This window comes from Methanosarcina subterranea, from assembly GCF_055385895.1.
Genome location: NZ_AP042426.1, coordinates 1201243 through 1227317, shown reverse-complemented (window position 1 = coordinate 1227317; position 26075 = coordinate 1201243). Strand labels below are relative to the sequence as shown.

Sequence of the window (26075 nt, the reverse complement as noted above, 5' to 3'; positions counted from 1 at the left end):
ATGAGGGCAGGGAGGAGGGGGGCAATTTTTTTCCTGACAATGCTGCTCCTGGGGAGCATAATCTTTGGAACCGGGTGCACGGATAATGGAACCGGGACAGGCAGGGCTGTAAAGTCCGGCGATACCGTCCAGGTAGACTATGTGGGAAGACTCGAAGACGGCACCGTATTTGATACCTCTATAAGTGAGGTAGCACAGGAAGAAGACATATACATTGAGGGAAGAAATTACAGCCCCCTAACCTTTACAGTTGGTGCGGGTCAAATGATCAAAGGCTTTGACGAAGGCGTAATCGGGATGAGAGTGGGAGAAGAGAAAACCATTACACTTCCTCCCGAAGAAGCTTACGGAGAATATGATAAAGCAAAAATTGAGGCAATTCTCCTTGAAGAACTGAACATGTCGGAGAAGCCTGAAGTCGGGCAGACATACAGCAGCATATACGGTAGCCAGTTCAGAGTCATTGATGTAAATGAAACGCATGTTACTTTTGACTCTAACCACGAACTTGCAGGCAAGACTCTTGTTTTCGATTTAGAGCTGATTTCAATAGAGTGAAGTTTGAATAAGGTAAACCGGTTTAAAACCCGGTTTATATTTCTTTAAAAAAACTGCACCCCTCCGGCAGCCAGAAAAAGATAAAAGGGCGCCGAAAAAGCTGTAAAGAAAAAAATTATCAGGAGAAAATATAATGGAGAACTCTCGTACTGTGAAAAAGGGAGATTATCTCCTTATTAGTTATACTGGAAAGTTTGAGGACGGAACAGTATTCGATACTACGATAAAAGAAAAAGCTCTTGAAGCTGGAATATACAGCGAAGGAAAGGAATACAGGCCTTTCTTTTTCAGGGCAGACACAGGCCAGGTGGTAAAAGGTATCGATGCAGGGGTCCTTGGAATGCGAGAAGGAGAAGAAAAAACCCTTAAAATCGCACCTGAAGAAGCCTACGGAGAATATAAAAGTTATCTCGTTCAGAAAATTCCTCTTTCAAGGCTTGAACTAACGGAGCCTCCGGAGATAGGAACAAAAATCATAACTCCCGGGGGAAGGGAAGTTAAAGTGCTCGATTCCACGGAAACTTACGCAACCCTTGACTTCAACCATGAACTTGCAGGCAAAACTCTGATCCTTGAAATAAAACTTGTTTCTATTGTTAAATAAAATTTATCTGTATTGTGAACTAAAACTTGTCTCTATTCTGGAATAAGTTTTATCTTTATTGCAAACCGATCTTGTAAAATTAGCTGATTAAAAATTAAGCTGATTCTTCAAATAAATTCATCTTTAAAGTGATTCAAAAGCATAATTTCAGAACCCACAAACTGGAAAGTGGCGGAAGATGGAAAAGGAAGAGAAAGTCGTGGTAGTGCTGCTCGTAATGGCATTGTTCTCTCTTTCAACAGCGTACCTGTTCTTCGGGCAGGATCTTGCAGGAGCTGGACAGAAACAAGGAGGAAAAGCCCTGCAGTACACCCACGAATCCGAAGTTGGGGAAAAAGTGTCTCTTGACGCCGAGGTTTTAAGTAAGCGATTTACTTATACCGGAGATCATCTGCTTTTAGAAGTGAACTTCGACTCCGAAGTCCTAAGCGTATTCATCCCGAACACAGCAGGGGCTGAAGCCCTGGAAGAATTAATTAATGAAGGGGATTTTATCAGCATAACAGGCATTATCTCTGAGTATAAGGGGAAGAAAGAGATAAGAGTTGAAAGGAAAGAAGATATTACTACTCTTAAATAAGCCGTTTTTAAGCTTTAAAACAGGAAAGACAGATCGTTAACGATAAACCGAGCATTGACAATAAACAGATCGTTAACAATATATTCATAGAACAGCATTTGAAGAAGTATGAAAGCATGTATCATGTGCGGAGGCGCAGGGACGAGGCTCAGACCGCTGACCTTCAAACACCCGAAACCGAGCATACCGATTCTCAATAAACCGTCAGTCCGGCACCTGATAGAACACCTTTCAAGAGAAGGGTTCAATGAAATAGTCATGACCCTGGGATATATGGGAGAACGCATAGAAGAACAGCTCGGAGACGGGCATATGTTCGGAGTGCACATCGACTACGTGTATGAAAAAGAGAAGCTGGGGACCGCAGGCGGGGTTAAAAATGCAGAAAAGTACCTGAAAAATGAGCCCTTTATCGTGCTTGGGGGGGACCATGTCCTTAATCTTGACCTGAGAGAGATGTACCGCTTCCATGAGACAAACGATGCAATAGTAACCATAGGGCTTCTTTCCATTGACGATCCCAGGGAATTCGGGATTGCGGACATGGATATAAACAACCGGATTCACCGTTTCCTTGAAAAACCCAAATCCGGACAGATTTTTAGCAACCTTGCAAGTACAGGCATTTACATCTGTGATCCTGAAATTTTTGACTGGATTTCTGAAAATAAAAAGTATGATTTTGCAAAAGATCTTTTCCCTGCTCTGCTTTCAGCAGATAGGAGAATTAACGGCATGCTTGTCCGGGGAAAATGGACTGATGTAGGAAGTTCAGCAGCTTACAGACAGGCCCAGCGTTGGATGCTGGATGCCCTTCCCGGAACCACCATAGAAGGAAACTTTACAACAAGAAATGCAAGGATACGAGGTCCCCTATCCATAGGAAACAATGTGTCCATAGGTTCGAATTCTTCACTCGTTGGACCAATTGTCATAGGGGAAAACACCGTAATTGGCGATAATGTCCTTATAGGGCCTTACAGTGTGATAGGTTCAAACTGCACTATCGATAATAATGCAAAGATTCTTTCTTCTTACCTTTTTGATGATGTATGCATAGGTAAAAACTCCAACATCTCTGGAGCTGTAGTTGCAGATGAAACAAGTGTAGGAGAAGAGTGCAGCCTTGAGAATGGGACAGTAATTGGGCATAAAGTCATTATAGGGAATAGTTCGACCATACATTCGGGAGTAAAAATCTGGCCTGAAGTGGTGATCTGTAACAATTCCAGCATAAAGGAAACTGTCATCAACTCTGATTATGAGATCACTCATGAAGGTTCCTGAAATACAGCTTTAAAAAAAAGAATAAAACCAATCTAAAATTAAGAATGCATCTGAAATTAAGGGATTCTAAAGTTAAGAGTGAATAAATAGAAAAGCAGAAAGAATCTACGTAAGAAGAATCTACGTAAGAAGAATCTACGTAAGAAGAATCTACATATGTAGAATCTACATAAGGACCCGTATTCCAGGTCAAAAGACATGTTCAGGATTCACCCTAAACTCAAGTAAAAGTTATTTATAGCCTGGAAATACGGGTTCTTTCAGATTCAAATTAAGTTTTTCACTGATCCGAATTTTGCTTTTGTAATTATTCATAAGCTCTATGCTGGATTTTTATTTGATAATTGTTGTTTCGTGACACGGATAATTATCTATTTTTTGAGTATCCATTTCACTACCTATTTCACTATCTATTTCACTATCTACTTCACGATCTATTTCACTATCTATTTCATTGAGCCCATCCCAAAACCATTTTCATTCCTATATCTAGAACTATTTTGATGATCCGAACCTCGATTGACTATTCCAAATTTGAAGTTCGTAAGAGTAATTTTGAGTTTTGGGATCAGCTCATTATCAATTTCATTACTATTTCATTATCAATGTCCTGTTTTTTGGTGCTACATACTTAAAAAAAGGACTGTTTATAAATGTGGGTAATTAATAGGCGTAAATACTTAGAATATATAAAAATCTTATAAGAACAATGGAATTATTTTAATATTTTACTTAAAAGTTAAGAAAACAGTTTCGTCGGGCCTGTATCATTTCTCCTATGCCGTTCGTTATATATTGAAGAAACAGATTTCCTTAAATAAGATAAGGCCTTTACTAAAGAATAAAATTCAGAGATTTCAATGACCAGGTATAAAAAATGGCTTATAGGGTCGCTGGTTATCAGCGCAGTATCAATTGCCCTGGTTACATGCCTGACTTTTAACTCGGATACTGTTGAAGCTCTGAGAAAGATAAGGCTGGAATACATTCTGGCAGCTGCCATCCTTCATATTATCTCATACCCGGTATGGGGACTGAGGACACGCGCTCTCTGCAAAGCCCTAGGTTACAGGATCGGCGTCCTGAAGGTGACAGAAATAGTTATATCGAGCACATTTCTAGCCGGAATTACACCTTCTTCTGCAGGCGGAGAGTTCCTCAGAGTTCACAGCCTGAACAGGAGCGGAATTCCTCTGGGCAAGGCTACTGCAATTGTTGTAGGGGAACGCCTGCTTGATGCTATTTTCATCTTTTCCTGCCTGCCTTTTGCCTTTTACATTCTTGGAGATATCCTTTCGGATTATAAGTTCGATGCAGCTTTCTTGACAGCAAATTTCCTTGTCTTTGTACTTCTCGTCTTCTTTATTTACGGTGTCTGGAAACCTGAAAAAGTAAAATATGTAACTCGCAGGCTGACAGGCAGGTTTGCCCCTTTCTTTGGAAAAAAGACAGATGCTGCAGTTTCACACCTCATGGAGCAGATAGACAGGGAAATAGACCATTTTCACGACAGCGTGAGGGTCTTCTTTTCGGAAGGTAAAAAAGGGCTGCTCTGGGGAATTGCCTGCACTTTTATTTTTTGGACCGTAGATTTTTCACTGCTCATCCTCATCCTGATGGGTCTTTCGCAAACACCTTCAATTACCACTGTGCTTGCAGCCCAGGTGCTCCTGGCTGTTATTATGGTAATACCCGCAACTCCTGGAGCAAGCGGAGTTGCTGAGTTAGGAGCAGCCTCTATATTCTCTATTTTTGTAGATTCATCCATTCTGGGAATTACCGTGCTTGCCTGGAGAGCCCTGACATACCACATGAACCTTTTAATAGGAGGGCTCATAAGTCTGAAAATAATTAAAGACATGAACCTGATTAAAAAACTAATCGGAGACTCTGCCGAACCCCAGCATAGTGCCTGAAAAAACATCAGGTCTGGAAAGTTTCAGTACAGTAGAGAAAACTTCAGGACAACAGACCAGTATAAATTTATATTCTATTCTCACAAAACCTTAGCTATGCCCTCCAGAGAAGTCGTCTTTGAAGTCCTGAGAAAAAGTGTGCATCTGGTCTCAATTTTTATAGTGCTCATCTACGAACTTTTCGGGAAAGAGACAATCCTCTGGGTGCTCATGCTTTTCCTGGTAGTAGTCCTTTTTCTGGAATACTTCCGGCTAGAACAGGGCATGAAAATTCCTTTTTTTTATATGATGTACAGGGAACATGAAGCTGATAGCTGCGGAGGACACATTTTCTTCGCCCTGGGCGCAATTGCAGCAATCTCCCTCTTCAACAGGGAAATAGCTTATGCTGCAATCCTCATGACAACCTTCGGAGACCTGGCTGCAGCCCTTATAGGAAAATTCTACGGAAAAAAAAGGATTTTCAAAAAAATCTTTAAAAATGATAAATCTCTTGAAGGTTCGGCTTCCGAATTTATAATTGATCTGCTGGTCGGACTCGTTATAGTCGGGGATCCCTTTGTGTCCATTGTTATGGCTTTTTTTGCAACCCTTACGGAAACAGCAGTAAACCAGATAGATGATAACCTTGTGATTCCGGTTTTTTCAGGTTTCTTCGGGCAGATGACCTTGTTACTGCTGGTGTATTTATAATTAGAATAGAAAAAGGGCGGCATATTATTAATCGGTTGATCGATTTCGGAATACTGAAAAAGACACCTTCAGGCCTTTTCCTCTGGGCTACACGGCGGTAACCAGCCACCGGCCTGAGAAATATATTCATTGACCCCGGAAACCGCAATTCACAGTAAATATAAACGTCTTTGCCAGTTTGTCTGGTGGTCTGCCTAAAGAAATGAGAAGATAAACCAAAAAAACAGTCGGCGAGTTGAAAAAGCAGGCAGCAAAAAGAACGGAAGAACGAACAAAAGTAAAAATAACAGAAGAACGAGCAAAATTAAAAAGTAAAAAGTAAAAAGACTGAAAAAGAGAAAGGTGAGCAGGAAGAATTTCAGGTTGCTACCTCACCCGCCCCTGTTTCACCCTGTGCCTGTTTAAGTCTTTTCATTTCCCTCAGACGCCTGACCAGGACTTCCCCAAGGTAAAGTACAAGAGCTGCAAGAAGTAAATACATTTTCAGGCTAACCGGCTCGTTTGATTCTCTTTCGGAGTTTTGTCTAGCATCTTTAAGGAGAAGGGCTCTTGCCTCCTTTTCAGTATAAATCTTCCCTCCGGTCGCAACAATAAGAGATTCGATATCTTTATTGAGCCCGACTTCAAGGTACTCAAGAGGGTAATTTACTGCAAGCGGGTAGCCGGAAATATCATTAATCCCGATATTTTTCGGGTTTATGCTTGTTTCATATGTGTTCCTGCCCGTAAGGGCAAGGTCAAGCCGGGCTCCGTTCAGTTTAAGCTGTGGGATTCCTTCATCGTACATTACCAGAGTCAGATCAGAAGGGGTGCCAAGCCATGTATCCGGAGCTTCAACGACAGCTCCTTCTTCAGCCTGAGGATTTCCAATTGCCCAGTTAGTCATGCCTGAAATGAGTCTGCTGTTTGACCCATTGTACAGGACCGAAGACCATTGAGTGCCTCCACCTTCCCCATTATCCGTGGTAAAGGCTGCAACACGTCCGAGCCCGAACCGCCATGTGGTGAGCACAGGCTGCCCTGTAACCGTAATGACCAGGCGTTCAGCTCCGGCTTTTGGTGTAACCTGGTTATATCCTGTGATAGTCGTGCTGGTAAGGTTTACACTCTTGGTAATGAAATGATCAGGAGAGTACTCAAGAAGCAAATAGGACCCGATATCCTCAATTTCCTCCTCTTCTTCTTCATCAGGAGACTCAACAGTCTCTTCAAATATGATATTTGCTCTCTCACCCATGTTGATATGTTGATAGTTGCCTTCAAGCCCCAGATCCTGCATTAATTTTTCAGCATAGAAGTTTCGGGTCTTATCAGTTTGAGAAGGAGCAGAAGAGCGGACATGGATAAAGTAAAGGTTTACACCCATATCTCTCAGCTCGCGTGCAGTCTGAACGCTCTGGTCGTATGAGGCCTCAATTCCACCGTCAGAGATTATAATAGCATCAAGCTCACCGTCTTCGCCTTCAAACATCTGTTTTGTTATACCAAGCCCCTGGTCCAGTGAGGTTTCAGTCTGGTTAGTGGGGGTCAGCTGCGAGACTTTCTCTTTCAAAAGGGCGAGGTTATGAGGAAGCCCCATAAACACAAATCCACCTGAAACATCATATGCCGCGTTACCGAATGCTATAATGCCAACGTTTGCATCTTTCAGGTTATCATTCTCGAGGATCCTGATGGCATTTGATAGGATATCTGCCTGAGTGCTATGAGCAACTGTGCTTGGGGAGACATCAAGGATCAGGACAAGGTTTCTCCCTCCCCTAAACTCGGAGGGTTTTGAAATTACAGGCAGGACTTCCTCAAGTGAAGAATTAAGGTAGCTTCCGTAGTTATAAGCCCTATCTCCTCCGATGACAATAAGCCCGCCCCCATTGCTGACGTAACTTTTAATTTCCCTTATCTCAGCCTCTGAAAGAGTGTTTATGAACTGGTTGTCGAGCACCAGGACCTTACTATCTGTAATATTCCCTGCTCCGGGGTAGCCATTTACAACCGAGACTTTGTAAAGGTTACTCAGGACTTTAGCCAGAGGAGAACCGGTCTCACCTGTTACAAGTGTGAGTTTCGGTTTAGGGATTACGTAAAGAGACTTATAGAACTCATTGTTAATTTCGTTTAAGTCTTCTCCGGAAGGGGTAATTTTTACACTTATGTTATGGGCACCCAGGGTAGTAAAGTTCTGATTAATTGGAATGGTATTATTCCGGGCATCCTGCGTGAACTGTCTGCTCTGGGAAAGCTGTCCATCCACAAAAATTTCAAGGAAATAGCTGACACTCTGTTCCGAAGCCTGGCGGACAACTATCTCAAACTCATTCTGGTTGTCCACGACCACTGTTTTGTCCCCGAGCACCTCAACGCTGAGGTCGTTTGTTTCAAGCTCGGGCTGGACAAGATAGACCGGAGTACTGGTATCTCTTGCAAACTCCAGGGCTTTAGTAAGATCCTTTCCCGCATTATTATTCCCATCAGTAACAAGGACAATCTGGTTACCGAGCCCGGAATACTGGGTCACAGCGTCCCCGATAGAGGTCTTTTCCCCGGTGAGCTGCACGAGGGTGGTCGGGGTGTTCGCTGTGAGGGCTTCGTACAGGTCGGTGCCTGTTTCGTCGGGGAAAATTCCCATACTTGCTGTCTGGTCCTGAACAAGCACAAGCGAAGGGTCTTCTTCATTGATAGTCCGGGTAACAGTTGTGTAGGGTGAAGCCAGGGCAAGGACAAGGAGAAGGGCAACAAGCATTCTCCACTCCACAAGTTTTGTTTTTGTCTTTCGCAGTAAATAAAAACCTGCAATAAGTACTGGAATTATGAGGAGAAGCATCTCGGGGCTCTCAAGAGCTATGTTCACAGTTCACCCCTCCCGCGGACGATAAGGATTTCAAGCAGTATAAGCAGGAACAGAATTCCTATAATATAATTGGTAATATCATTCCTTGCAGTATAGGTGTCAGCCCGGACCAGCCTGGTCTCATCATTTGCAACTGCCCGGCTGATAAGTTCCGACGCATCTACCGTAGTATTCGATTCCCGGTCATCATAGAGGTTGACTGCAATTTTTTTGTCCGAAATCTCGTATATCCCTACTTCGTCAAAGAGCAAACGATTTGCTGTCAGGGTCTTTGAAGGCGTGCGGACTTCCTCGGTCTTTGAAAGGGAGGTCAGGGTGCCAGTTTCAAGATTGTATTCCGAAATGTCCCCAATGCCCCCGAGCCATTCAACGAGTTTTATCCAGAATACCGGGTACTCAGGCAGGTTATGGAAATTGTTCCAGGCTCCGTCCCCGAGCTCGTCATTAAGCCCCATATAAAAGATGGTCCCCTTACCTACCTGCCAGTAGCTCAGGACAGGAACGTCGTTTTCCGTGGCTACGAGAGTTGTAGAACCTGTCCTCTCAGTTGCGTTCATGTATTTGCGGACCGAAATCTCGTCGGTTTGCAGGTCCTGTGTAATGCTGCTCTGAAGGACTTCTTCAACCTCAAGCCCATTTTCTGCTTCCTCAACTCCGATAGGTTTTACAGGCAGGAGCTTAATAAGGTCGACCTCGGTTTTCTCAGGGGCAAGAGCTTCGCTTGCAATGAAAACTGCATTACCCCCGTTCCGCACATAAGTTTCGATCCTTTCCACCGAACTGTTGGCAATTGGAGTTTCTTTCTGGGCAAGCACAACAAGCGTATAGTTGTCAAGGGAAGAAGGTACGGATTTCTGGATTTTCAGGTCACTGTTAGGAAGCAGGGAAAGCGCTGTTTTTGAAGGCAGCTTTCCATTATCCGTGACGTAGAGGATCTGCTGCCCTGAGGTATCCGGAATGGAGATGTAAGCCCTGTCGTCAACAGACAGGTCATCTTTAACATTGAGGCTGATTGTGGTAATCCCTGGAGCAAGGTTTGCAAGTGTGAACTGGTTTGTGCCACCTGCAGGAACATCAAGGGTAAACGACTTTGAAGCATTTCCCGAAGTCCCTCTTCCGGTCGTGATTTCAACAGTTCTGCTTTCGCTCCTGTAGTTTTTGACCACACCGGTGTAACCGTATTCTCCATCCATGGCTTCAATCCAGCCATTAATGATTCCTATATTGTCTGCAGGCTTTCCGACCTTTACGAAATTGACCTCAAGTCCGTAAGATTCAGCCAGGTTTTTGGAAGCTACAGGGTCGTCTCCTCCCCAGTTCGTGAAGTCTGAAATGACAATAATTCTGCCTCCTTCATTAGAGAGAAGGCGCATACCTGTAGTAATGGCTGCGGACAGGTCAGCAATACCGGCTCCGGGGTTGACCTTATCAAATATTTCTCCGGCAGCCGAAGCGCTTCCGCCTTCGAGGGCGAGCTGAGGGGTGCTGGAGGCAAGGATTATGCTGTTTTTCTTGCTCACATAGCCATCAGCAATTCCAACCGCATCTTCAAAACGGGAATCAACCTGCATACTTGCCGAAGTGTCCAGGATAAGCACTGTATGCTCTCCACTAAGGGGCTCTTCTGAGGTATAATAGTAACCTGCCGCACCAATGGAAAGAAGGATCAGCATAAGGAGCTGAATCAGAAAAAGAGGGTCACGCACGATTTTTGTAATAGAAGCATAAACCCTTTTTCGTTCCCTTTCAAGCTTGAGGACAAACATTAACGAGGGAATAGAAAGCACCGCTGGTTTTGGGCGGAGCATGTAAATAATTATAAGCGGGATTACGCTCAGGAGGGCAGCAAGAGCAAAGGGGTTTTGAAAAGGCATTTTTAGCGTCTCCGTCTCCTGATTGTATGGTAGAAAGCATTAAAGATAGGAGTATCGGTTGTAAAGGTGTAAAATTCGGCTCCGACCTTCATACAGGTTTTTTTAATCCCTGCACTGTGGTCATCAAGCTTCCGAGTATAGCGTTCCTTGAACTTTTCACTGATATAAGTCCTTATTTCTTCTCCTGTTTCAAGGTCTACAAGTTTGCTGTTTCCCTGAATGGGAAGCTCTTTTTCAGTGGGATCAAGCACCTGTATAACGATAAGGTCGTGGTCTGAGAGCCGGTACAGAGCTGTTTCTATTGCCTGTGGGTCCTGCATGAAGTCCGAAATCAGGATTACAAGGGACCTGGACTTGATCTCCCGGCTGTATTTAATGACCGCCTCACCTATGGAAGTCCCGCCCGACAGTTGAAGTTCGCTAAGCCGATCGATTGTCCGCATAAGGTTCTTCCGGCCTCTGCGGGGTTTATTGATATTAATTTCTTCCGTAAAGGTGGATATGGCAAACCTATCATTATATTTCGTTACCATGTAAGCAAAACCTGCAGCGAGCATGGCAGAATACTCAAACTTTGATGTCCCCTTTTCAGGATAGTCCATGCTTTTGCTGGCATCCAGAAGGATATGGGTTGTAAGGGTTTTTTCTTCCTCAAACTGCCGCACATAGAGTTTTTCAGTCCTGGCATAAGCTTTCCAGTCTATATCTTTTAAAGCGTCGCTTGAGTCATACTCCCTGAACCCGATAGTATCGATGCCGTGTCCGCTTCGGGTTGATGGACGGTTTCCGGCATAGACCGTAGATACTCTCTTCCGGACCGAAAAAGTAAAGCGATCAAGCTGCCTGAAAAAATCCGTTTCGATTTTTTGTTTTGTGCGAGTCATTCTGGATCGTCAACCGAAAAGCCCGGTTTTGCCCGGAACTGGAAAAAACCATGGGGTTTTAATTTTGTATTACTTTTATGCATTTCAAATCTCAGAGCCTGCTCAGTTACAGGTCTATCAGATTTCATTTTTTCAATTTATGTTATTGACTGGCTGTTTCATTTAACTTTTTTGAGAATATCCTCAACGACTTCATCAGGGCTCATCCCGCTTCTTTCGGCTTCGAAGGTCAGGATCAGCCTGTGGCGAAGGACCGGATAAGCCATATAATCAATGTCCTCTTTGCTCACAAAGTTCCTGCCCTGTATCAGGGCTCTTGCTTTTGCCGCAAGGATCAAGCCGATGGATGCACGGGGAGAAGCCCCATACTCAATATGCTCTTTGTCTTTGCGGGTCATTGACACAATAGAAAGGACTCGTTGCTTGAGTTCTTCGGAGATAGGAACTTGCCGCGTAAGCTTCTGCAAATCGAGGAGTGTAGACTTGTCCAGACCCCTTGTAATCTTCGGGACTTCGGACTTTGTATAACGGTTTATGATTTCCATCTCCTCTTCAAAGGAGGGGTAATCTACAAGGACCTTTAAGAGAAAGCGGTCTAACTGGGCTTCAGGAAGGGGGTAAGTTCCCTCCATTTCTATGGGGTTCTGGGTAGCAAGAATAAAGAAGGGGCGGTCAAGAAGAAAGGTATCATTTCCGACTGTGACCTGTTTCTCCTGCATGGCTTCGAGCAGGGCTGACTGGGTTTTCGGGGAGGCACGGTTGACCTCATCCGCAAGCACGATGTTTGCAAAGACAGGTCCGGCTTCAAACCTGAATTCTTTTTTGTTGTCCTTTTCCTCAATCACATTCGTTCCTGTGATGTCAGAAGGCATCAGGTCAGGAGTACATTGAATTCTGCTGAACTTCAGGTTCATTGCCTGTGCGATTGTGGAGATCATCAGGGTTTTTCCAAGCCCTGGATTGCTTTCCACAAGGGCATGCCCTTCACACAGGATTGAGATTATGATCTGTTCTACTACCCTGTTCTGACCCACGATGACATTTCCTATTTCATCAAAGAAATTTTTAAAAATCCTGCCTGCGTTCTGGTAGGTCGTGGAGGCCTCACCTGAATCAATATTATTCTCACTCATATCTGCTTCACCCTTTGGATTGCTGTTTTTCGCGAGTCCCGATGCCCGCTCTTGCTGAACCTTATTCATTCCTGCAACAGAATGCCATTCAAAAACAACCTGTTACTCCAAATACAGTCTGCTACCTATACAGCCTGTTATTCAAAAAAACAGCCTATAATTTCAAAACTGCTTTCAATAACTTTCAATTAAACCGAATACAGGTAAGTCTGGCTTAAGATAATTCTTTTTCAATTAAATCTAACTTAAGATAATTTTTTATTCAACTCAATATAAATTTTCATATCATTCTTCTGCAAGTTGTTCAAAGTAACTCTGAATAACATTTCTGTACCCTTCAGGAAGGTTCTCGTAGTAAGCCTGAGAAGCAGTGGGGTCCGAGTTGTAGATACCTGACTGGACAAATGATTTGTTATTCTGCTCTCCTTCTTCCTGGCTCGTAAAGCCCTGTCCTGCGCCCGGAGGTATCTTTAAATCCACTTCCGTACCTTCGACTACGATAACGGCAGGTTCTCCAAAAAGTTCGTCATCGTTCTGCGGATCTCCGGAAGTCCCGCCATCTTCCTCTACAGAAACAAGATCCGAACCCGATCCCGGCAAGGTAATGGTTTCGATTACTTCATTCAGGTCGTAAGGGCTGAGAGTCGTCTGGTATCCTGTCTGGGCAACATATGCCAGAAGCGCGACAGCAAACACGGTTACCAGGAGATCCTTTGCAAGCTTCTTTCGATCCAGGAAGACAGAAGATTTCACAGGCTTCGAATCGATTACAACGCCGCCTATAAGGTCACGGACAATAATGTTATCCGTGTCCCGGTTGTCATAGGCTGTCCTCATCCTCTCCCTGAGTATAGGGTATTTTTCTTCGAGAAAGGAAATCGCATCTTTCTTATCAGCCCTGTAAAACCTGACTGCTGTAAGTATAAGAGAGAAGATAAAGGCAAGAGTAACCAACCCCAGAGTCTCAAAGGCAATTTCGGCACCAAGTATGCTATATTTTGCACCGGTATAAGGTTCGAAGGTGCTGAACATTAAAAAAATATCCCTCATGTTAAGGAGTACAAAAAGGGCATAGAGAACCAGAAACGCTGCAAGAAGGTCTGCAAAAACATAGAGTCCTCTATATTTTTTCAGAACCGATTCATGTTTATTTACGATATTTTCAATCTCCAGAGCCATTCTGCTCCCTTCTGCAACCGGAAGTCCCGGCGTTCGCTGTACTTAAGAATGTTCTATAAAGTTGCATAAAGACATGTGAAGATACTATAGAAAGATATTATAGAAAGATACTATATAAAGATACTATATAAAGGTACACGTTCCAGCTGTAAGTTCCAACTGTGAGTATCTCCCACATGTATCATAGCATGTCCCCTCTCTGAACCTGAAGCTCTTTTCTGAACCTGAAGGCTCCTTGATTGTCCGGAATCCAGAGAAGCTTGCAGCACCTCTGCGGCCAGAAGGAACCTGTTTACGTTCCTGTATTCAAGCCTGATGAACCTGAAGTCTTGAAGGCCGGATAGGAACCCAGTGCTTTTAATGTATTGGCTTTTGATTTTGGACCAGCCTTTGATTTTATATCTTCCAGGGCATCTTTTATAAGTGCATCGCTTGTGTGACCTTCAAAATCGATGTAGAAGTAGTAATCTCCTAGCTCCTTTTTAGAGGGTCTGGACTCTATTTTTGTAAGGTTAATTCCTCTTTTTGCAAAAGCCCCCAGAAGTTCATATAATGCTCCTGGTCGGTCTTTTTCCAGGTATACGATAAGGGAGGTTTTGCAGGCAGAAAGCCTTATTTTTTCTTTCCCGGTTTCGGGGGTTTCGGGTCTGGAATGTAACTCAGATCCTGCACTTCTGCAGGGCTCAGAGTAAGGCTCCCTTTTATCACCTGCAGCCTTTAAGGTTTTCTCCGATGAAATTTTTTCTTCAGCCCGGATAACAATAAAACGAGTGTGATTTTCTTTTCTGTCCTGGATATTTGAGAGCAGGATTTTCAGCCCGTAACGCTCTGCAGCCTCAGGGGAGGCAATTGCTGCCATTTCCTCAAATTCCCCTGCCAGTCTGGCTGCATGGGAAGTGCTGCCCGTACTTCGGAGTTCCGCTTCAGGAAAATGCTTCTTCAGGAAATGCCTGCACTGGGCAAGCCCCTGAGGATGGGAAAGAATAACCTTGATTTTCTCAGGCTCTCCTTTTGAGAGGAGGCAGTGCTCTATTTTGACGACTATTTCTCCGACTATAACAGCCTCGTTTTCAAGGAGGAGATCGAGAGTTACTCCTACGGAACCCTCTATGGAGTTTTCTACAGGAATCACAGAGATATCTGCTTTTCCTTTAACTGCAGCCAGGAAAGCATCTTCTATGTCTGCGAAGTACCTAAACTCTGCAGCCCTCATGCCATTTTCCAGCGCCCAGAGCTTTGCAGCTCTTTCCGAATACGAGCCTTCCGGACCCATTACGCCTATAATCATCTGAAGGTTAATTGGGGGGATGGTAATAATAATTTTTGATGGCATAGTTACCCGCCCGAGTTTCGCTGCCCGAGTTTCGCTGCCCGAGTTTCGCTGCCCGAGTTTCGCTGCCCGAGTTTCGCTTCGGGAGCACGAGGTCCTTTTCGCTTCGCTCAAGAGGACTAAGTTATAAGTGTAGTAATAAGCTGAGCTCAAGAGGATTAAGTTATAAGTGTAGCAATAAGCTGAGCTCAGGAGGACTAATAAGATACTGGTGCTAGCTTCGTTCGAGAAGGTTAATCTATAGTTGATTAATGTCGATTTTCTATCGAGAGAGATGATTGATGGGAGCTGGTATCGTGTTTGGCGTCTCAGGTTTTCTTCTCATTGATTGTTTGCTTTTCCAGTTCCTCGTGGAGGTCGAGTTTTTCTCCTGTATTCCACAGGAGTTCAAATTCTTCTTTTAGATTTTTTGCAAGCCCGGTGTCTCGGATTTTTACGACTGAAAGGACTCTGTCCCTGTCTGCGGGATGGGGCTGGAAAAGGACGACTACGCTATCATCAACGATGCCGAAACAGGAGTTGAAATTCTGGACCAGCCTGATATCAAGGCCTTTTTTCAGTTTTTCAGGGATTTCTCCCTCCTGATTTGAGAGCATAGAAGTAAGAGCTCTGAAACGCGGGGAAACCATCAGTCTGATCCGGACTCCTCTGTCAATAGCTTTTGTTATTTCCGGGAGCAGGTAAAAAACAATGGGTATTCCGAAAACTGGAGGAAGAATACAGATCGACTTTTTAACTTCTCCGTAAATAGAAACAGCAAATTTTTTAATTTCAGATTCAGTGATAGCAGTTGTCCAGAAAATTTCATTTTTTCGCTTTTGAATAGGGATAACTGCCAGGGCCTGTTTTGCTTCTTCGATAGAGCCTTTTAAAACCGCGATTTCCCTTTCAACTTCGGCCTTTCTCCTCTCAAAAATAGTGTCCAGAGAGAGCTCAGGGTCAACCGCCCTGAACTTTTTGGGCCTTGAAGCCTGAACTTCCACAAACCCTTTTCCGACCAGGGACTCAAGGACAGAATAAATTTTCCCGTAGGGCACCTCCGAATCTCTGTAGATGGCGCTTGCTTCGGAAACACCAAGTTTCAACAAAGAAAGATAGGCAGCCGCCTCATAGGCGTTGAGGCCGATATCCTGGAGGAGCCTTTCATTTTGCATGCCGAAACTTGGATTTAATATCTTAAAGCAGTTTCGAAAAAAGATATGTGCATAAGATGCCAGGAAATACTGACATCTGGTGCAAAAAGTTTCTGATTATATAAGAAAATTTCTGGCTCCGGAAGGTCCGGAAAAGATATACCTGGCCTGAAACGGTTCTCAGTTTATATTTTAACTTTATTTGAGTAATTTCAACGCGTCTCTGCAAGCTGCTACGGCAGGCGCCCCCGAGGTGATGAATATGACGTCCATAACTTCCATTATTTCCTCTTTGGTAGCGCCGTTCTTGAGTGCACTCTGCATCTGTACAACAGTACACCTTTCACACTGCTTGGATGCAACGACTGCAAGCGCGATTAGAATCTTGGTCTTTGCAGGCAGAGCACCGTCTGACAGCAACTTTTTGTTACACCTGTTATATTTTTTCGTTGACTCACTGTCAAGACATCCAAGTATCTCAAGAATATGCGGAGTAAATCCCAGTTTCTCACTCATACTTTCCAGTAATTCTTCATGTTCCAGATCTTTATGCTCTTCCATAGTGGTTAACCCCCATTTGAAATTACATTAAAATCTATGTGCATATTATTTATCTATTCCTGAGGCCCTGAGGCTCCGGATGCGAACTCTCAAAAAGGACAGGTTGGGAGAGAAAATAAAGTGCAGCCAGCCAGAGATGGGAATGAATCTATAGTTGAATTCATAAATAAAAGAGTGGGGAGAATAGAATGAAACCAACCGATGACCTGAGAGAAGAACACAGGGCTGTCAAACTGATGCTGAAAATCCTCGACAGCATATGTACGGGTATAGAGTCCGGAAGGAGTGTTAAACAGGAGCACCTCGAGGGACTCGTAGAATTCATGAAAATATTCGTGGATAAGTGCCATCACACAAAAGAAGAGGCTTACCTTTTTCCTGAGATGGAAAAGGCGGAAATTCCAGGTGCAAGTGAGTTGATAACTTCTCTTAAGAAAGAACACGAACAGGGGAGAGAATATGTCCGCAGAATAGAAGAGGCAGTTTCAAAAAAGGTATGGGACAGAGCAGGCTCGCCCATGATTGGGGATTCACGGGCATATATCCGGCTTTTGACCCAGCATACCGATAAAGAGGATAATAACCTTTTTCCAATGGCTGATGCCCATTTTGAGGTGGAAGTGCAGAGGGAGTTGCTTGACTCTTTTGAGATTGTGGAAAATAAAGAAATAGGTGCAGGCAAGCATGAAGAGTTCCACATGCTACTGCACGGTCTCAGAGATAGATATGTAGAGCCTGAGTGAGTTTGTGAGACTATTTCACTCTTCAAGCTCCCGAATTGCACCACCTGATTTCGCTGCCCGAGCTTCGCTGCCCGAGCTTCGCTGCCCGAGTTTCGCTTCGGGAGCACGAGGTCCGTTTCACTCGCTTCGCTCGTTCAAGCAGACGAATTAATTTAGATTGAGGTTAAACGGATCAGCCATGTATCAACCTGGGCAGGCAGCGAGTACAGACCCAGAGGCTTTCCATATTGTGCCTGAGAGGCATGAGGTAGTGGGTATCTTCTCCGGCTCCGCATTCGAAGCAGTGAATTGAAACATCTTTCTTTTTTGGCTGGGCTTCGGCTTTTTCCCTGTTAAATTCAACTGTGTGCCTTTCTTCAATAGAGAGGGCGCCTTCAGGACAGATCCCGATACAGTAGCCCATACCATCACAGAGTTCTTCGGATACGACTTTTGCTTTGCCGTTAATGATTTGGATAGCGCCTTCAGCGCAGGGTGCAACACATTTTCCGCAGCCTGTGCATTTTTCCTCGTCAATTTTTATAATTGTTCGTTTTACCATGAAAATTAACCCCCTTCCTTTAGGTCTACACCTTTTACAGAGAGATATTATTTGATTTGCCGAAGAAATCAGATATCGGTTAACATTAACTGCAGTTTGAAGTCCTGCAAATACCCTTCCCTATACAATGTTACTTTATAATCATTTATTAGCTTGCTCATTTTACAGGTATACTTAATGAAATCCGTGCCTGCTTCCCCTTTGAACAGTATTCTTTCTGCTTTCTCCAGAAGTTCCGGGTAAATAAATACCAGTTCTTCTTTGGTGTGTAAAAAGAGAGCAGAAAAATCCCTGTGAATGCCCATGCTTCTTTTCAAAAGCTCCGTATTTAAGGTATCTTCAGAGATATAGTTCTTAAATTTTAGATAAGCATGAAAATTCGCTATGTTCTGATTTAAAGAGTTCAGAATCGAATACAAGATATTATCGGTTGTAGGAAGGGGAAGGTCCTGAAGCTCAGGATTTGCGCCCTCATAGTTTTCATCTTCTTCAACATCTTTGTCTCTATCCTGCGATGTATCATGGTCCATTTTATCATCCTGGTATACCCACAACTTGCATTCTCAGTCTATTATTCGCAATTTGATTTTGAAAAGAATTAAATTTTGAACTGAGCTTTTATCCCATCAAAAGGCTTTTTCAGCCAATGGGAATAAACTCTTTTATCCTATTTTGTTAAATTTGGGATTTTTTAGTGGTGTGTTCCTTCCACCACTTTCATACCCGCATCTTGAATTGTCTTTCTGATGAGATCTATATTGGGACATTTCGGATAGCTGTCCTCCAGGAGCATGCAGGAACTCATATGCACAACATCAAGGTTATGCTTTTTCAGAGCTTTTAGCAGCCTGTAAACCCTTCTTCCGGAGCAGCCCCCACATGTAAAGAAAGCAATTATCTGTGCTTCCCCATCATATTCCTTAAAGTGAAACTTTCTCTCATTGAAGGCTTTGAAGCAGCCTACCCCGGGACAGGTTTCAGAAACAATATCACAGCGGACAACTGCGATTCTTGTTAGATTTGTTTTCTCAGCCAATTTTACCACAGTCCTGCCCGAATATCTTTTAGTCATAAATCCTTTTTACAGAAGGCGAGTGGGCTCAGTCTGCCTCGGAACTTTTACAACAAGCACCCTGAATATCCCGTCACCGGGGTTCAGAAGGCGGTGAGGGATCTTTGCAGGGCTCTCGATCAGCATATCCCTGCTTACTTCTTCCTGTTCATCCCCTATCTCGACTACACCTTTTCCCTCGAGAATATAGAAAAACACATCCACAGGTGTGATATGCTTTTTTAAGACTTCACCTGGCTTGAGTTCGATGTGTACCGCCTGAGCATGTTCAGTATCATAGAGCAAGCGTACGCTCACATTGTGAGGGTTAGGCTTTTCCGGTGAAGATTTCATCTCAATAGTTTTCATTTACTCTCCCCTTTCGGACTATATTTTGCTTTTTTGCTGCCGTATTTTGTCAGAGTAACCTGAGTGTTTTTAACCGAGCACCCATTTATCCCGCATATACATTCTGGAATCCGTTTCATATATGTCTGATCACTATAAACTTATTAGATCAGTCTCTAAACCAGCTTTTTTGCTGGATTCAGCTATATCAGAGCCTGAGAATCTTAACCTCAAGCCCTGAAAGGAAATAAGGCTCGATATTCATGGAGGAAACATATCACACAGTTGCTGGAGGTCAAACAGCGGATGTCGAGTTTTAATAAAACGCCTGTAAGGCAAAAAATTTGTAATTTAACACGTAAGTTACAACCCAACCTGCGTTTTGAACTCGTCCAGACCCATATCTTCAATAAACTTTCCAAGCCTCTTTTTTGTGCCGGAGCTTTTGTAAAAGTTAAGGATTCTGTCCACGACTTCAAGGACCTCAGCTTCGGAAAGTTCCTTTGCTACAACCTGGGCAAGCCTTGGCATTGCAGCAGCAGAACCCCCGACCATGAGGTTGTATCCCTTTGCTGTACCCATTAACCCTATATCCTTAATAGCAGGCTCAGCACATGAGTTCGGACAACCGCTAACTCCTATTTTCAATTTGGAAGGCATCGACATCCCGTGATATTTTTCATCCAATTTGAGACCCAGGCTTACTGCGTCCTGTTTCCCCTGCTTGCAGAAAGTTGTCCCCGGACAGAACTTAACGCTTCTCACACAGAGCCCTATTGCTGCCCCTGGTTTAATGCCAAGGTCAGCCCAGACATTATCAAGGTCCTCTTCTTTCAGACCCACGATTGCAATTCTCTGTGCAGAGGTTGCTTTCAGAGCAGCTGCCCCATATTTTTTCGCAACTTCAGCAATTTTTATGAGAGTATCAGGGTCCACGATTCCGCCCGGGAGATGTGGGGCTATTGCGTATGTCTCACGGTCTTTCTGAACGATTGCGCCTTTTTCCGGTAAATTGTCTTTCACGGTTGATCCTTTCTCCTTATTTTTATTATAGAGTTATTATTACACAGATATTATATACAGATATATCTTTTAAAAGTATTTTTATAAAATTGAATTATATAATAGTATCCTTTTGATACCAGTATATTAGAGATACTAATTTATATATCAGACAGTTTCTATGCTTATACTATGAAGGACTGCACAGTCTACAAGACAATGAACATCATCGGGAAAAGGTGGACCATCCATATTCTCCTTGAGTTGCATAAAGGGGAAAAGAAAGAAAAGCGCTTTAATGAACTGAAAAGAAAGCTTGGATATATAACCCCGAAAATCCTTTCGGAAAGACTTACAGAACTTGAAAATGAAGGCCTGATAGAAAAAAAAGTCGATAACTCTACAAACCCCCCAAAATCCGAATATTACCTTACTGAAAGCGGAATAGATTTTGTAAAGATAATACAGGCAATAAAGCGATGGGGGCTAAAGTGGAAATTCCAGAACGAAGAATGCGAGAAAGCTATCTGCATGTACTGTGACCACTGAGCCCGGAAGCCAAAAAGAAATCAAGACAAAATCAGAAGGAACCAAGAAGAAAAAAACTGTTAATTGCTGAGTGAAACCTCTGCTCCTCGAATTGAAATTGTTTTATACTAACGAACCCTAGTTTATATCAGGCAGGGGAAAGGGCTTTAGAAAACAAGGGGTACTTTAAGCAAGGTACTTTAAGGCAAAGGGGTACTTCAAGAATAATTTTCGGATAAAAAGCTTTAAGCCTGCCGGTCGAAAGAAAAAAAACATCAAAAAAGGTCTCAGTTGATCCGCATAATCCTGGAGACAGCAATGAATACCGAAAAATCGATTGACTTTTTCTTCAATCCTGAAAGCATAGCCCTTATAGGAGCATCTCCGAAACCTGAGAAACTTTCCCATACAATTCTGGAAAGCCTCCGGAAGATGAATTTTAAAGGAAAGATCTATCCTGTAAACCCTGGCTACAGAGAGATTGAGGGGCTCAAGTGCTATTCGTCCCCAGGTGAGATTGAGGACAGGATTGACATTGCTATTTTCGCAGTCCCGGCTAAAGCTGTTCTTGAAATTCTGAAAACGCCTGTGGAAAATATAAAAGGAGCCATAATTGTTAGCTCCGGCTTTCGGGAAGTGGGGGCCTGCGGAAAGAAGATGGAAGATGAGCTGAGGGCTCTTCTAAAGGAGAAGGGCATAAGGGCTATGGGTCCCAACTGCCTCGGGATATACGATACAATCTCAAATGTAGATACCTTTTTCATAGAGCGGGAAAAGATAGAAAGGCCTGTCAAGGACGGGATTTCCGTGCTTACGCAGAGCGGTTCTTTTGCAGCCATGATTATGGATGAACTGGCAAATGAGGGAGCAGGCGTTGCAAGGGTCGTAAGCTACGGTAACAAAGTGGATGTGGACGAAAGCGATTGCCTTGAATTTCTTACACAGGACGAAGCCACAAAGGCAATTGCCCTTTACATTGAGTCCGTAGGAAACGGGCGGAGGTTCCTTGAGGTTGCTTCCAGCTGTGTAAAAAAGAAACCTGTAGTAGCTCTCAAGGTTGGAAAACGGGAACCGGGGGCAAGGGCGGCAAGCTCTCATACAGGCGCTATTAGCGGGATGTATGAAGCCTATGAAGCCGCATTCAGGAAAACAGGCATAATCGAGGTTGCCAGTTATGAAGGACTGAAAGACGCCTGCAAAGTCCTGAACAGGTATTCCCCTGTCGAAGGAAAAAGGGTCCTGATAATAACTGACGGGGGAGGGATAGGCATTTCCATTGCCGATTCCTGTGAAGAGTCAGGGCTTAAAGTCCCTGAACTTTCCGAGGTTGCAGTCAGGAAGCTGAAGGAAAAACTTCCGGCTTTTGCTTCCGTAAGAAACCCGATAGACCTCACAGGCAGCGTGCGGGATGAACACTATGTTGCTGCCCTGCAGGAAACTCCTGCCGAAGAATATGACCTTGCGATTGTTAGCCTGCTATGGGGCCCGCCTCTTCTTACCGAAGGGGTTGCGGAGAAAATAAGGAATTTTGTCGACAGCTGCGGAAAACCTATTTTGATCAGCTCTCCAGGCGGAAAGTTCAGCCGGGAACTTGCTTCAGCATTTACAAAAGCCGGAATGCCTGTATTTTTCACTCCTGAGAGTGCAGTGAGGGCTGCAACTGTACTGTGTAGTAGAAAAAAGTAACATAATACAAAGTTAAGTCTATCAAAAATCAATAAGAGCAGCTTGATTCGAAGCATCTATAAATTATAATTATTTTTTAGTTCTTATTTTAAAGATAGCAGGATATCAAAGATTTTTGATTTTAACTGCTAAATAACTGCTAAATACTATATCCCAGCTTTTTTAAGTCATAGATAAAGATTTCCTTCCTTCTTGCCTGTCATTCCAGAAAATCGGACAATAAAAAAGGACAGTAATTTTTTTCAGAACAATTATTTCAAAAACTTTATAATAATCTATGAGATTTGTATTACCAAATATATTTTTCAATATAAGTTTCAGAAAAATGCAATCGTTTGTAATCATTTCTAACTTTAATCTCACTTTCTATTTTTTTCTCCAGGAAATAACCCGGAAATTGGAAGGCCAGGCAAAGAGCAGGATGGTTAACAATGGAAACAGCATTAAAAAAGTCAGAGTTCTCCTGGGAAGAATATTTTTCAGATAAAAAGAAGGGCGGACACAGGTTTTCAACTGAAGAGTTTCTTGCTAAAGAGGCAAAAGAGAAGCTATTTCACCTGAGTGGAGGGAAAACCCTTCTTGACTTTGGATGTGGGGCAGGAGAACTCCTTATATACTACGTGCCAAATTATGAAAAAGTGATTGGAGTTGATTTCTCCAGATCCATGCTCCTGGAAGCAGAAAAAAAAGTCATGCAGCACGAGTATCGAAATGTAGATTTAATCTTTGCTGATGACAGAACAGTATGGGACGAATTAAACGTGAAGTTTGATAGAATAACGGCAACAGCAGTAGTCCAGTACCTCACACCTGAACAGTTAGAAGGTTTTATTCGTAATGCTTCCGAACATCTAAGTAAGGAAGGAAAAATAATATTTTTTGACATAATTGATCCAAAGTTTTATTATTTATGGAAAATCGGATGGTTTTCACAGAATTTCATGTCATGGAGTATATTTACAGGAGCATGTTTGGATTGCTTGAAAAGGATGTCAGCTTTTTTGAAAAACAAACCCTATGATATAATAGGGAATTCTTACAGTCCCCACCTGATTGAAAAAATTGCCCGTAGAAGTGATTTCCATGTGGAGTATGTGAAATCGATGTATTATGAGTACAGGTACCACGCTATACTCTCAAAGATTTCCTGAACTAAAAACTGGTTTTCTGCCTTACATGATTAATACCTGAATTCTGCCTCGCCCGAATTCTGCCTCGCCCGAATTGCGCCTCGCCCGAATTGCGCCTCGGGAGTACGCGGTCCTTTTCGCTTCGCTCAAGAGGACTAACTTCGGGGCTATGGTAGTGAGTTTCACTTAAGAGGACTGAACTACAAATATTCATAACCGGTATATCCTTATCCGCTATACTGAACCGTTTTTGTCACGCTCGACGCAGGAGAACGATATTTCAGACAAAAAAGAAGAGAAAGGAAAAGTTAAAAATTAAAAGAGAACGAAAAAAGAAGGAACTGATAATCAATTAGAAAATATACCTGAAAAGTACTTATCAAATTTCTTCTACCATGACTCCTTTTTTTCGACAGCCTTCCGGACAGGTTGGCGGAGATGTCATATATTTATCTATATTGAAGACTGGCTCCAGGAATAGAGAGATTATTTTTAAAACTATTTTTTAACCAGTAGAATAGTTTTCCTCAACGTTAGTTTTCTCGTAAAGCAGACAGGTTTGATGTTTTCTTTTCTTACCTGATGGCAGATCCTGGACAGACCATGCAGGTTTGAATGTGTAGGGAGCATCTTTATAATATTTTTTCCTGACGGATTAGAAAACTCATGAAAAGCTATAAGTAGAACCAATTATCTAGTTAGAAATTGAACAATATAGAATCAAATAGTTAGTAATCAAACAATAGACTCTTTGATCCTGAATTCTTCAGCTTATTCACTAGCCAGTAGCTCTGTTAAAATAACCACCGGAATTGCAAAGATCCTGTAACTTCAACCCTTGATTTAATAACTTCAATTCCTGGCTTCTTTTAAACATGCACTGTTGATTGGAAATTGTCCATTGGTAGAAAGCCAGTATTGACAGTTGAGAAAGCGAAAAAGAATCCAGAGAATGAAACGAGTTAAGAGAGCAGGCTAAAGGGCAAATTTTGAAAGATGAAATCTTTAAGGAAGATATAATAGATGACAGATAATCAGCATAAAAATGAAATTGCTGCCGGGCATGCAGGTAGAGTAACAGAAGGGGTAAAAGCCCTTCAGGGAGATCCTAAAAAAGCCATCGTAAAACTGGCGATCCCTATGATTGTGGCTATGTTTGTGCAGACAATCTACAGCCTGGTTGATACTTATTGGGTTTCAGGACTCGGAGCGGATGCACTTGCTGCAATGGGTTTTGTGTTCCCGTTCTTCTTCATCAGCATGGCTCTATCTAACGGAATCGGGATAGGGGGAGGAGCAGCCATCTCCCGCAGGATAGGGGCAAAAGATAAAACAGGCGCAGATAATGTAGCCGTACACACAATAATAATAATATTTCTGCTTGCGCTAGCTTTTACGCTTCCATTCTACATGTTTGCCCCGCAGCTCTTTACCCTTGCAGGCGCAGGAAAAACCACAGAGCTTGCAGTAGCTTATGCTCGCGTTATTTTCCTGGGAAGCATAATCATTTTCTTTTCCAACGTGGCAAATTCAATTCTTCGAAGTGAAGGAGACTCGAAGCGGGCAATGAGGGCAATGATTCTTGGAGCAGTCCTGAACATAATCCTTGACCCTATTTTCATATACAGTTTTGAAATGGGAATAGCAGGTGCAGCCTGGGCTACAGTGATCTCTATTGCAGTATCTGCCCTACTGATGGCTAACTGGCTGTTTTTCAGGAAAGATACCTATGTCACTTTTGACTTTAGAGATTTCCATTTTGATAAAAAGATTGTAAGAGATATCCTTAATGTTTCAATTCCTGCTTCTGCCGAACAGCTTTCAATGTCCCTTTCAATGCTCTTTATGAACTTTATCATTGTTAGCGTAAGCAGTACTGACGGAGTTGCGGTCTATTCCACAGGCTGGCGAATAGCAACAATTGCAATTGCCCCCCTTATGGGAATTGCGACAGCTGTAGTTTCGGTATCAGGAGCTGCCATAGGGTCCAGGGATTATGTGAAAGCAAAGACCGCCCTTTCCTATTCGACAAAACTCGGTTTCCTTACAGAATGCGGAGCCGGAATCCTTATCTTTACCTTTGCGACGCAAATAGCTTCTATCTTTACTCAGGCTGAAGGGGGAGCACATATCACAGCAGACCTTGCACATTTCCTGCGAGTAATGTGTCTTTTCTACCCGATTGTCGCACTCGGAATATTCTCTTCCTCTTTCTTCCAGGGAGCAGGCAGAGGAGTAAACGCCATGATTGCAACTCTCTTGAGAACCATAGTTTTTACTCCTTTCTTTGCAGCCCTCTTCGCCTTTACCCTGGATATGGGACAGGTAGGAGTCTGGTGGGGAATGGTTGCAGGGAATGGAATAGGATCTGTAGTACTCTTTTTATGGGCAAGGTACTTCCTTAGAGGGCTTTTGAGGACAGAACGCATTGGAAGAGCAGAAGGTGTTGCAGCCTGAGGAACTGAA

Annotated in this window: 25 protein-coding genes; 11 read left to right on the top strand and 14 right to left on the bottom strand. The window is 43.1% G+C overall.

All coding sequences use genetic code 11. The annotated features are described in order from the left end of the window. The 6 genes from ACZ5A8_RS05495 to ACZ5A8_RS05470 all read left to right on the top strand — a co-directional run bounded on the left by ACZ5A8_RS05495 (position 1) and on the right by ACZ5A8_RS05470 (position 5638). Positions 1-558: an FKBP-type peptidyl-prolyl cis-trans isomerase gene (locus tag ACZ5A8_RS05495; protein ID WP_464532690.1), complete on the top strand. Its 558-nt coding sequence runs from the start codon at positions 1-3 to the stop codon at positions 556-558. A 133-nt stretch (positions 559-691) separates the two neighbouring features. After that, positions 692-1162: an FKBP-type peptidyl-prolyl cis-trans isomerase gene (locus ACZ5A8_RS05490; RefSeq protein WP_464532689.1), complete on the top strand. Its 471-nt coding sequence runs from the start codon at positions 692-694 to the stop codon at positions 1160-1162. 178 nt (positions 1163-1340) lie between these two features. Continuing rightward, a complete protein-coding gene (locus ACZ5A8_RS05485) occupies positions 1341-1742 on the top strand; it encodes an OB-fold nucleic acid binding domain-containing protein (RefSeq protein ID WP_464532687.1) in 402 nt (133 codons plus the stop codon). Positions 1743-1850: 108 nt separating this feature from the next. After that, positions 1851-3029, top strand: coding sequence for a sugar phosphate nucleotidyltransferase (locus tag ACZ5A8_RS05480; RefSeq protein WP_464532686.1), 1179 nt, complete (start codon positions 1851-1853; stop codon positions 3027-3029). 860 nt (positions 3030-3889) lie between these two features. After that, positions 3890-4945 (top strand): lysylphosphatidylglycerol synthase transmembrane domain-containing protein, encoded by a 1056-nt coding sequence (locus ACZ5A8_RS05475; RefSeq protein WP_464532685.1) that lies wholly within the window; start codon positions 3890-3892, stop codon positions 4943-4945. Positions 4946-5041: 96 nt separating this feature from the next. Then, positions 5042-5638: a diacylglycerol/polyprenol kinase family protein gene (locus ACZ5A8_RS05470; protein WP_464532683.1), complete on the top strand. Its 597-nt coding sequence runs from the start codon at positions 5042-5044 to the stop codon at positions 5636-5638. Positions 5639-5996: 358 nt separating this feature from the next. Here the strand turns inward: ACZ5A8_RS05470 and ACZ5A8_RS05465 are convergent, their stop codons facing one another. From ACZ5A8_RS05465 to ACZ5A8_RS05425, 9 genes are all read right to left on the bottom strand, one after another. After that, positions 5997-8486, bottom strand: coding sequence for a vWA domain-containing protein (locus ACZ5A8_RS05465; protein WP_464532682.1), 2490 nt, complete (start codon positions 8484-8486; stop codon positions 5997-5999). After that, positions 8483-10360, bottom strand: coding sequence for a DUF7408 domain-containing protein (locus ACZ5A8_RS05460; protein WP_464532681.1), 1878 nt, complete (start codon positions 10358-10360; stop codon positions 8483-8485). Before ACZ5A8_RS05460 ends, ACZ5A8_RS05465 begins: the two co-directional genes overlap by 4 nt. A gap of 2 nt (positions 10361-10362) precedes the next feature. Continuing rightward, positions 10363-11244, bottom strand: a complete 882-nt coding sequence (locus ACZ5A8_RS05455; RefSeq protein WP_464532679.1) for a DUF58 domain-containing protein — start codon at positions 11242-11244, stop codon at positions 10363-10365. Further along, positions 11241-11372: a hypothetical protein gene (locus ACZ5A8_RS05450; RefSeq protein ID WP_464532678.1), complete on the bottom strand. Its 132-nt coding sequence runs from the start codon at positions 11370-11372 to the stop codon at positions 11241-11243. Before ACZ5A8_RS05450 ends, ACZ5A8_RS05455 begins: the two co-directional genes overlap by 4 nt. A 30-nt stretch (positions 11373-11402) precedes the next feature. Beyond that, positions 11403-12377 (bottom strand): AAA family ATPase, encoded by a 975-nt coding sequence (locus tag ACZ5A8_RS05445; protein WP_464532677.1) that lies wholly within the window; start codon positions 12375-12377, stop codon positions 11403-11405. Between the two features lie 285 nt (positions 12378-12662). After that, a complete protein-coding gene (locus ACZ5A8_RS05440) occupies positions 12663-13556 on the bottom strand; it encodes a DUF7502 family protein (protein WP_464532676.1) in 894 nt (297 codons plus the stop codon). Positions 13557-13848: 292 nt separating this feature from the next. Then, entirely contained in the window at positions 13849-14889 is a 1041-nt protein-coding gene (locus ACZ5A8_RS05435) for a prephenate dehydratase (RefSeq protein ID WP_464532674.1), read from the bottom strand. 305 nt (positions 14890-15194) lie between these two features. Then, positions 15195-16040 carry a TrmB family transcriptional regulator gene (locus ACZ5A8_RS05430; RefSeq protein WP_464532673.1) on the bottom strand — a complete coding sequence of 282 codons (846 nt, stop codon included), beginning with the start codon at positions 16038-16040 and terminating at the stop codon, positions 15195-15197. Positions 16041-16217: 177 nt separating this feature from the next. Next, positions 16218-16580: a carboxymuconolactone decarboxylase family protein gene (locus ACZ5A8_RS05425; protein WP_229390919.1), complete on the bottom strand. Its 363-nt coding sequence runs from the start codon at positions 16578-16580 to the stop codon at positions 16218-16220. A 188-nt stretch (positions 16581-16768) separates the two neighbouring features. On the opposite strand from ACZ5A8_RS05425, the gene ACZ5A8_RS05420 reads away from it, so the two are divergent. Further along, the gene (locus tag ACZ5A8_RS05420; RefSeq protein WP_464532671.1) at positions 16769-17323 is read left to right on the top strand and encodes a hemerythrin domain-containing protein; all 555 of its coding nucleotides are present in this window, start codon (positions 16769-16771) and stop codon (positions 17321-17323) included. Positions 17324-17495: 172 nt separating this feature from the next. On the opposite strand, the gene ACZ5A8_RS05415 is transcribed toward ACZ5A8_RS05420, so the two are convergent. The 5 genes from ACZ5A8_RS05415 to ACZ5A8_RS05395 form a co-directional block, all read right to left on the bottom strand. After that, on the bottom strand, positions 17496-17864 hold the full coding sequence (locus ACZ5A8_RS05415) for an ATP-binding protein (RefSeq protein ID WP_229390922.1): 369 nt from the start codon (positions 17862-17864) through the stop codon (positions 17496-17498). 68 nt (positions 17865-17932) lie between these two features. After that, on the bottom strand, positions 17933-18394 hold the full coding sequence (locus ACZ5A8_RS05410) for a hypothetical protein (RefSeq protein WP_229390959.1): 462 nt from the start codon (positions 18392-18394) through the stop codon (positions 17933-17935). Between the two features lie 161 nt (positions 18395-18555). Further along, positions 18556-18909, bottom strand: coding sequence for a CGGC domain-containing protein (locus ACZ5A8_RS05405; RefSeq protein WP_464532670.1), 354 nt, complete (start codon positions 18907-18909; stop codon positions 18556-18558). Positions 18910-18945: 36 nt separating this feature from the next. Next, positions 18946-19284, bottom strand: a complete 339-nt coding sequence (locus ACZ5A8_RS05400; protein WP_322223842.1) for a cupin domain-containing protein — start codon at positions 19282-19284, stop codon at positions 18946-18948. Between the two features lie 342 nt (positions 19285-19626). Then, entirely contained in the window at positions 19627-20286 is a 660-nt protein-coding gene (locus ACZ5A8_RS05395; RefSeq protein ID WP_464532668.1) for an NAD(P)/FAD-dependent oxidoreductase, read from the bottom strand. A gap of 171 nt (positions 20287-20457) precedes the next feature. Between ACZ5A8_RS05395 and ACZ5A8_RS05390 the strand changes: the two genes are divergently transcribed. From ACZ5A8_RS05390 to ACZ5A8_RS05375, 4 genes are all read left to right on the top strand, one after another. Beyond that, complete coding sequence (locus ACZ5A8_RS05390) at positions 20458-20814, top strand: winged helix-turn-helix transcriptional regulator (RefSeq protein WP_229390926.1); 357 nt, start codon at positions 20458-20460, stop codon at positions 20812-20814. 297 nt (positions 20815-21111) lie between these two features. After that, positions 21112-22479: an acetate--CoA ligase family protein gene (locus ACZ5A8_RS05385; RefSeq protein WP_464532667.1), complete on the top strand. Its 1368-nt coding sequence runs from the start codon at positions 21112-21114 to the stop codon at positions 22477-22479. A 431-nt stretch (positions 22480-22910) separates the two neighbouring features. Beyond that, positions 22911-23630 (top strand): class I SAM-dependent methyltransferase, encoded by a 720-nt coding sequence (locus tag ACZ5A8_RS05380; protein ID WP_464532665.1) that lies wholly within the window; start codon positions 22911-22913, stop codon positions 23628-23630. A gap of 1002 nt (positions 23631-24632) precedes the next feature. Beyond that, on the top strand, positions 24633-26066 hold the full coding sequence (locus tag ACZ5A8_RS05375) for an MATE family efflux transporter (RefSeq protein WP_229390931.1): 1434 nt from the start codon (positions 24633-24635) through the stop codon (positions 26064-26066). The last annotated feature ends 9 nt before the right edge of the window (positions 26067-26075 follow it).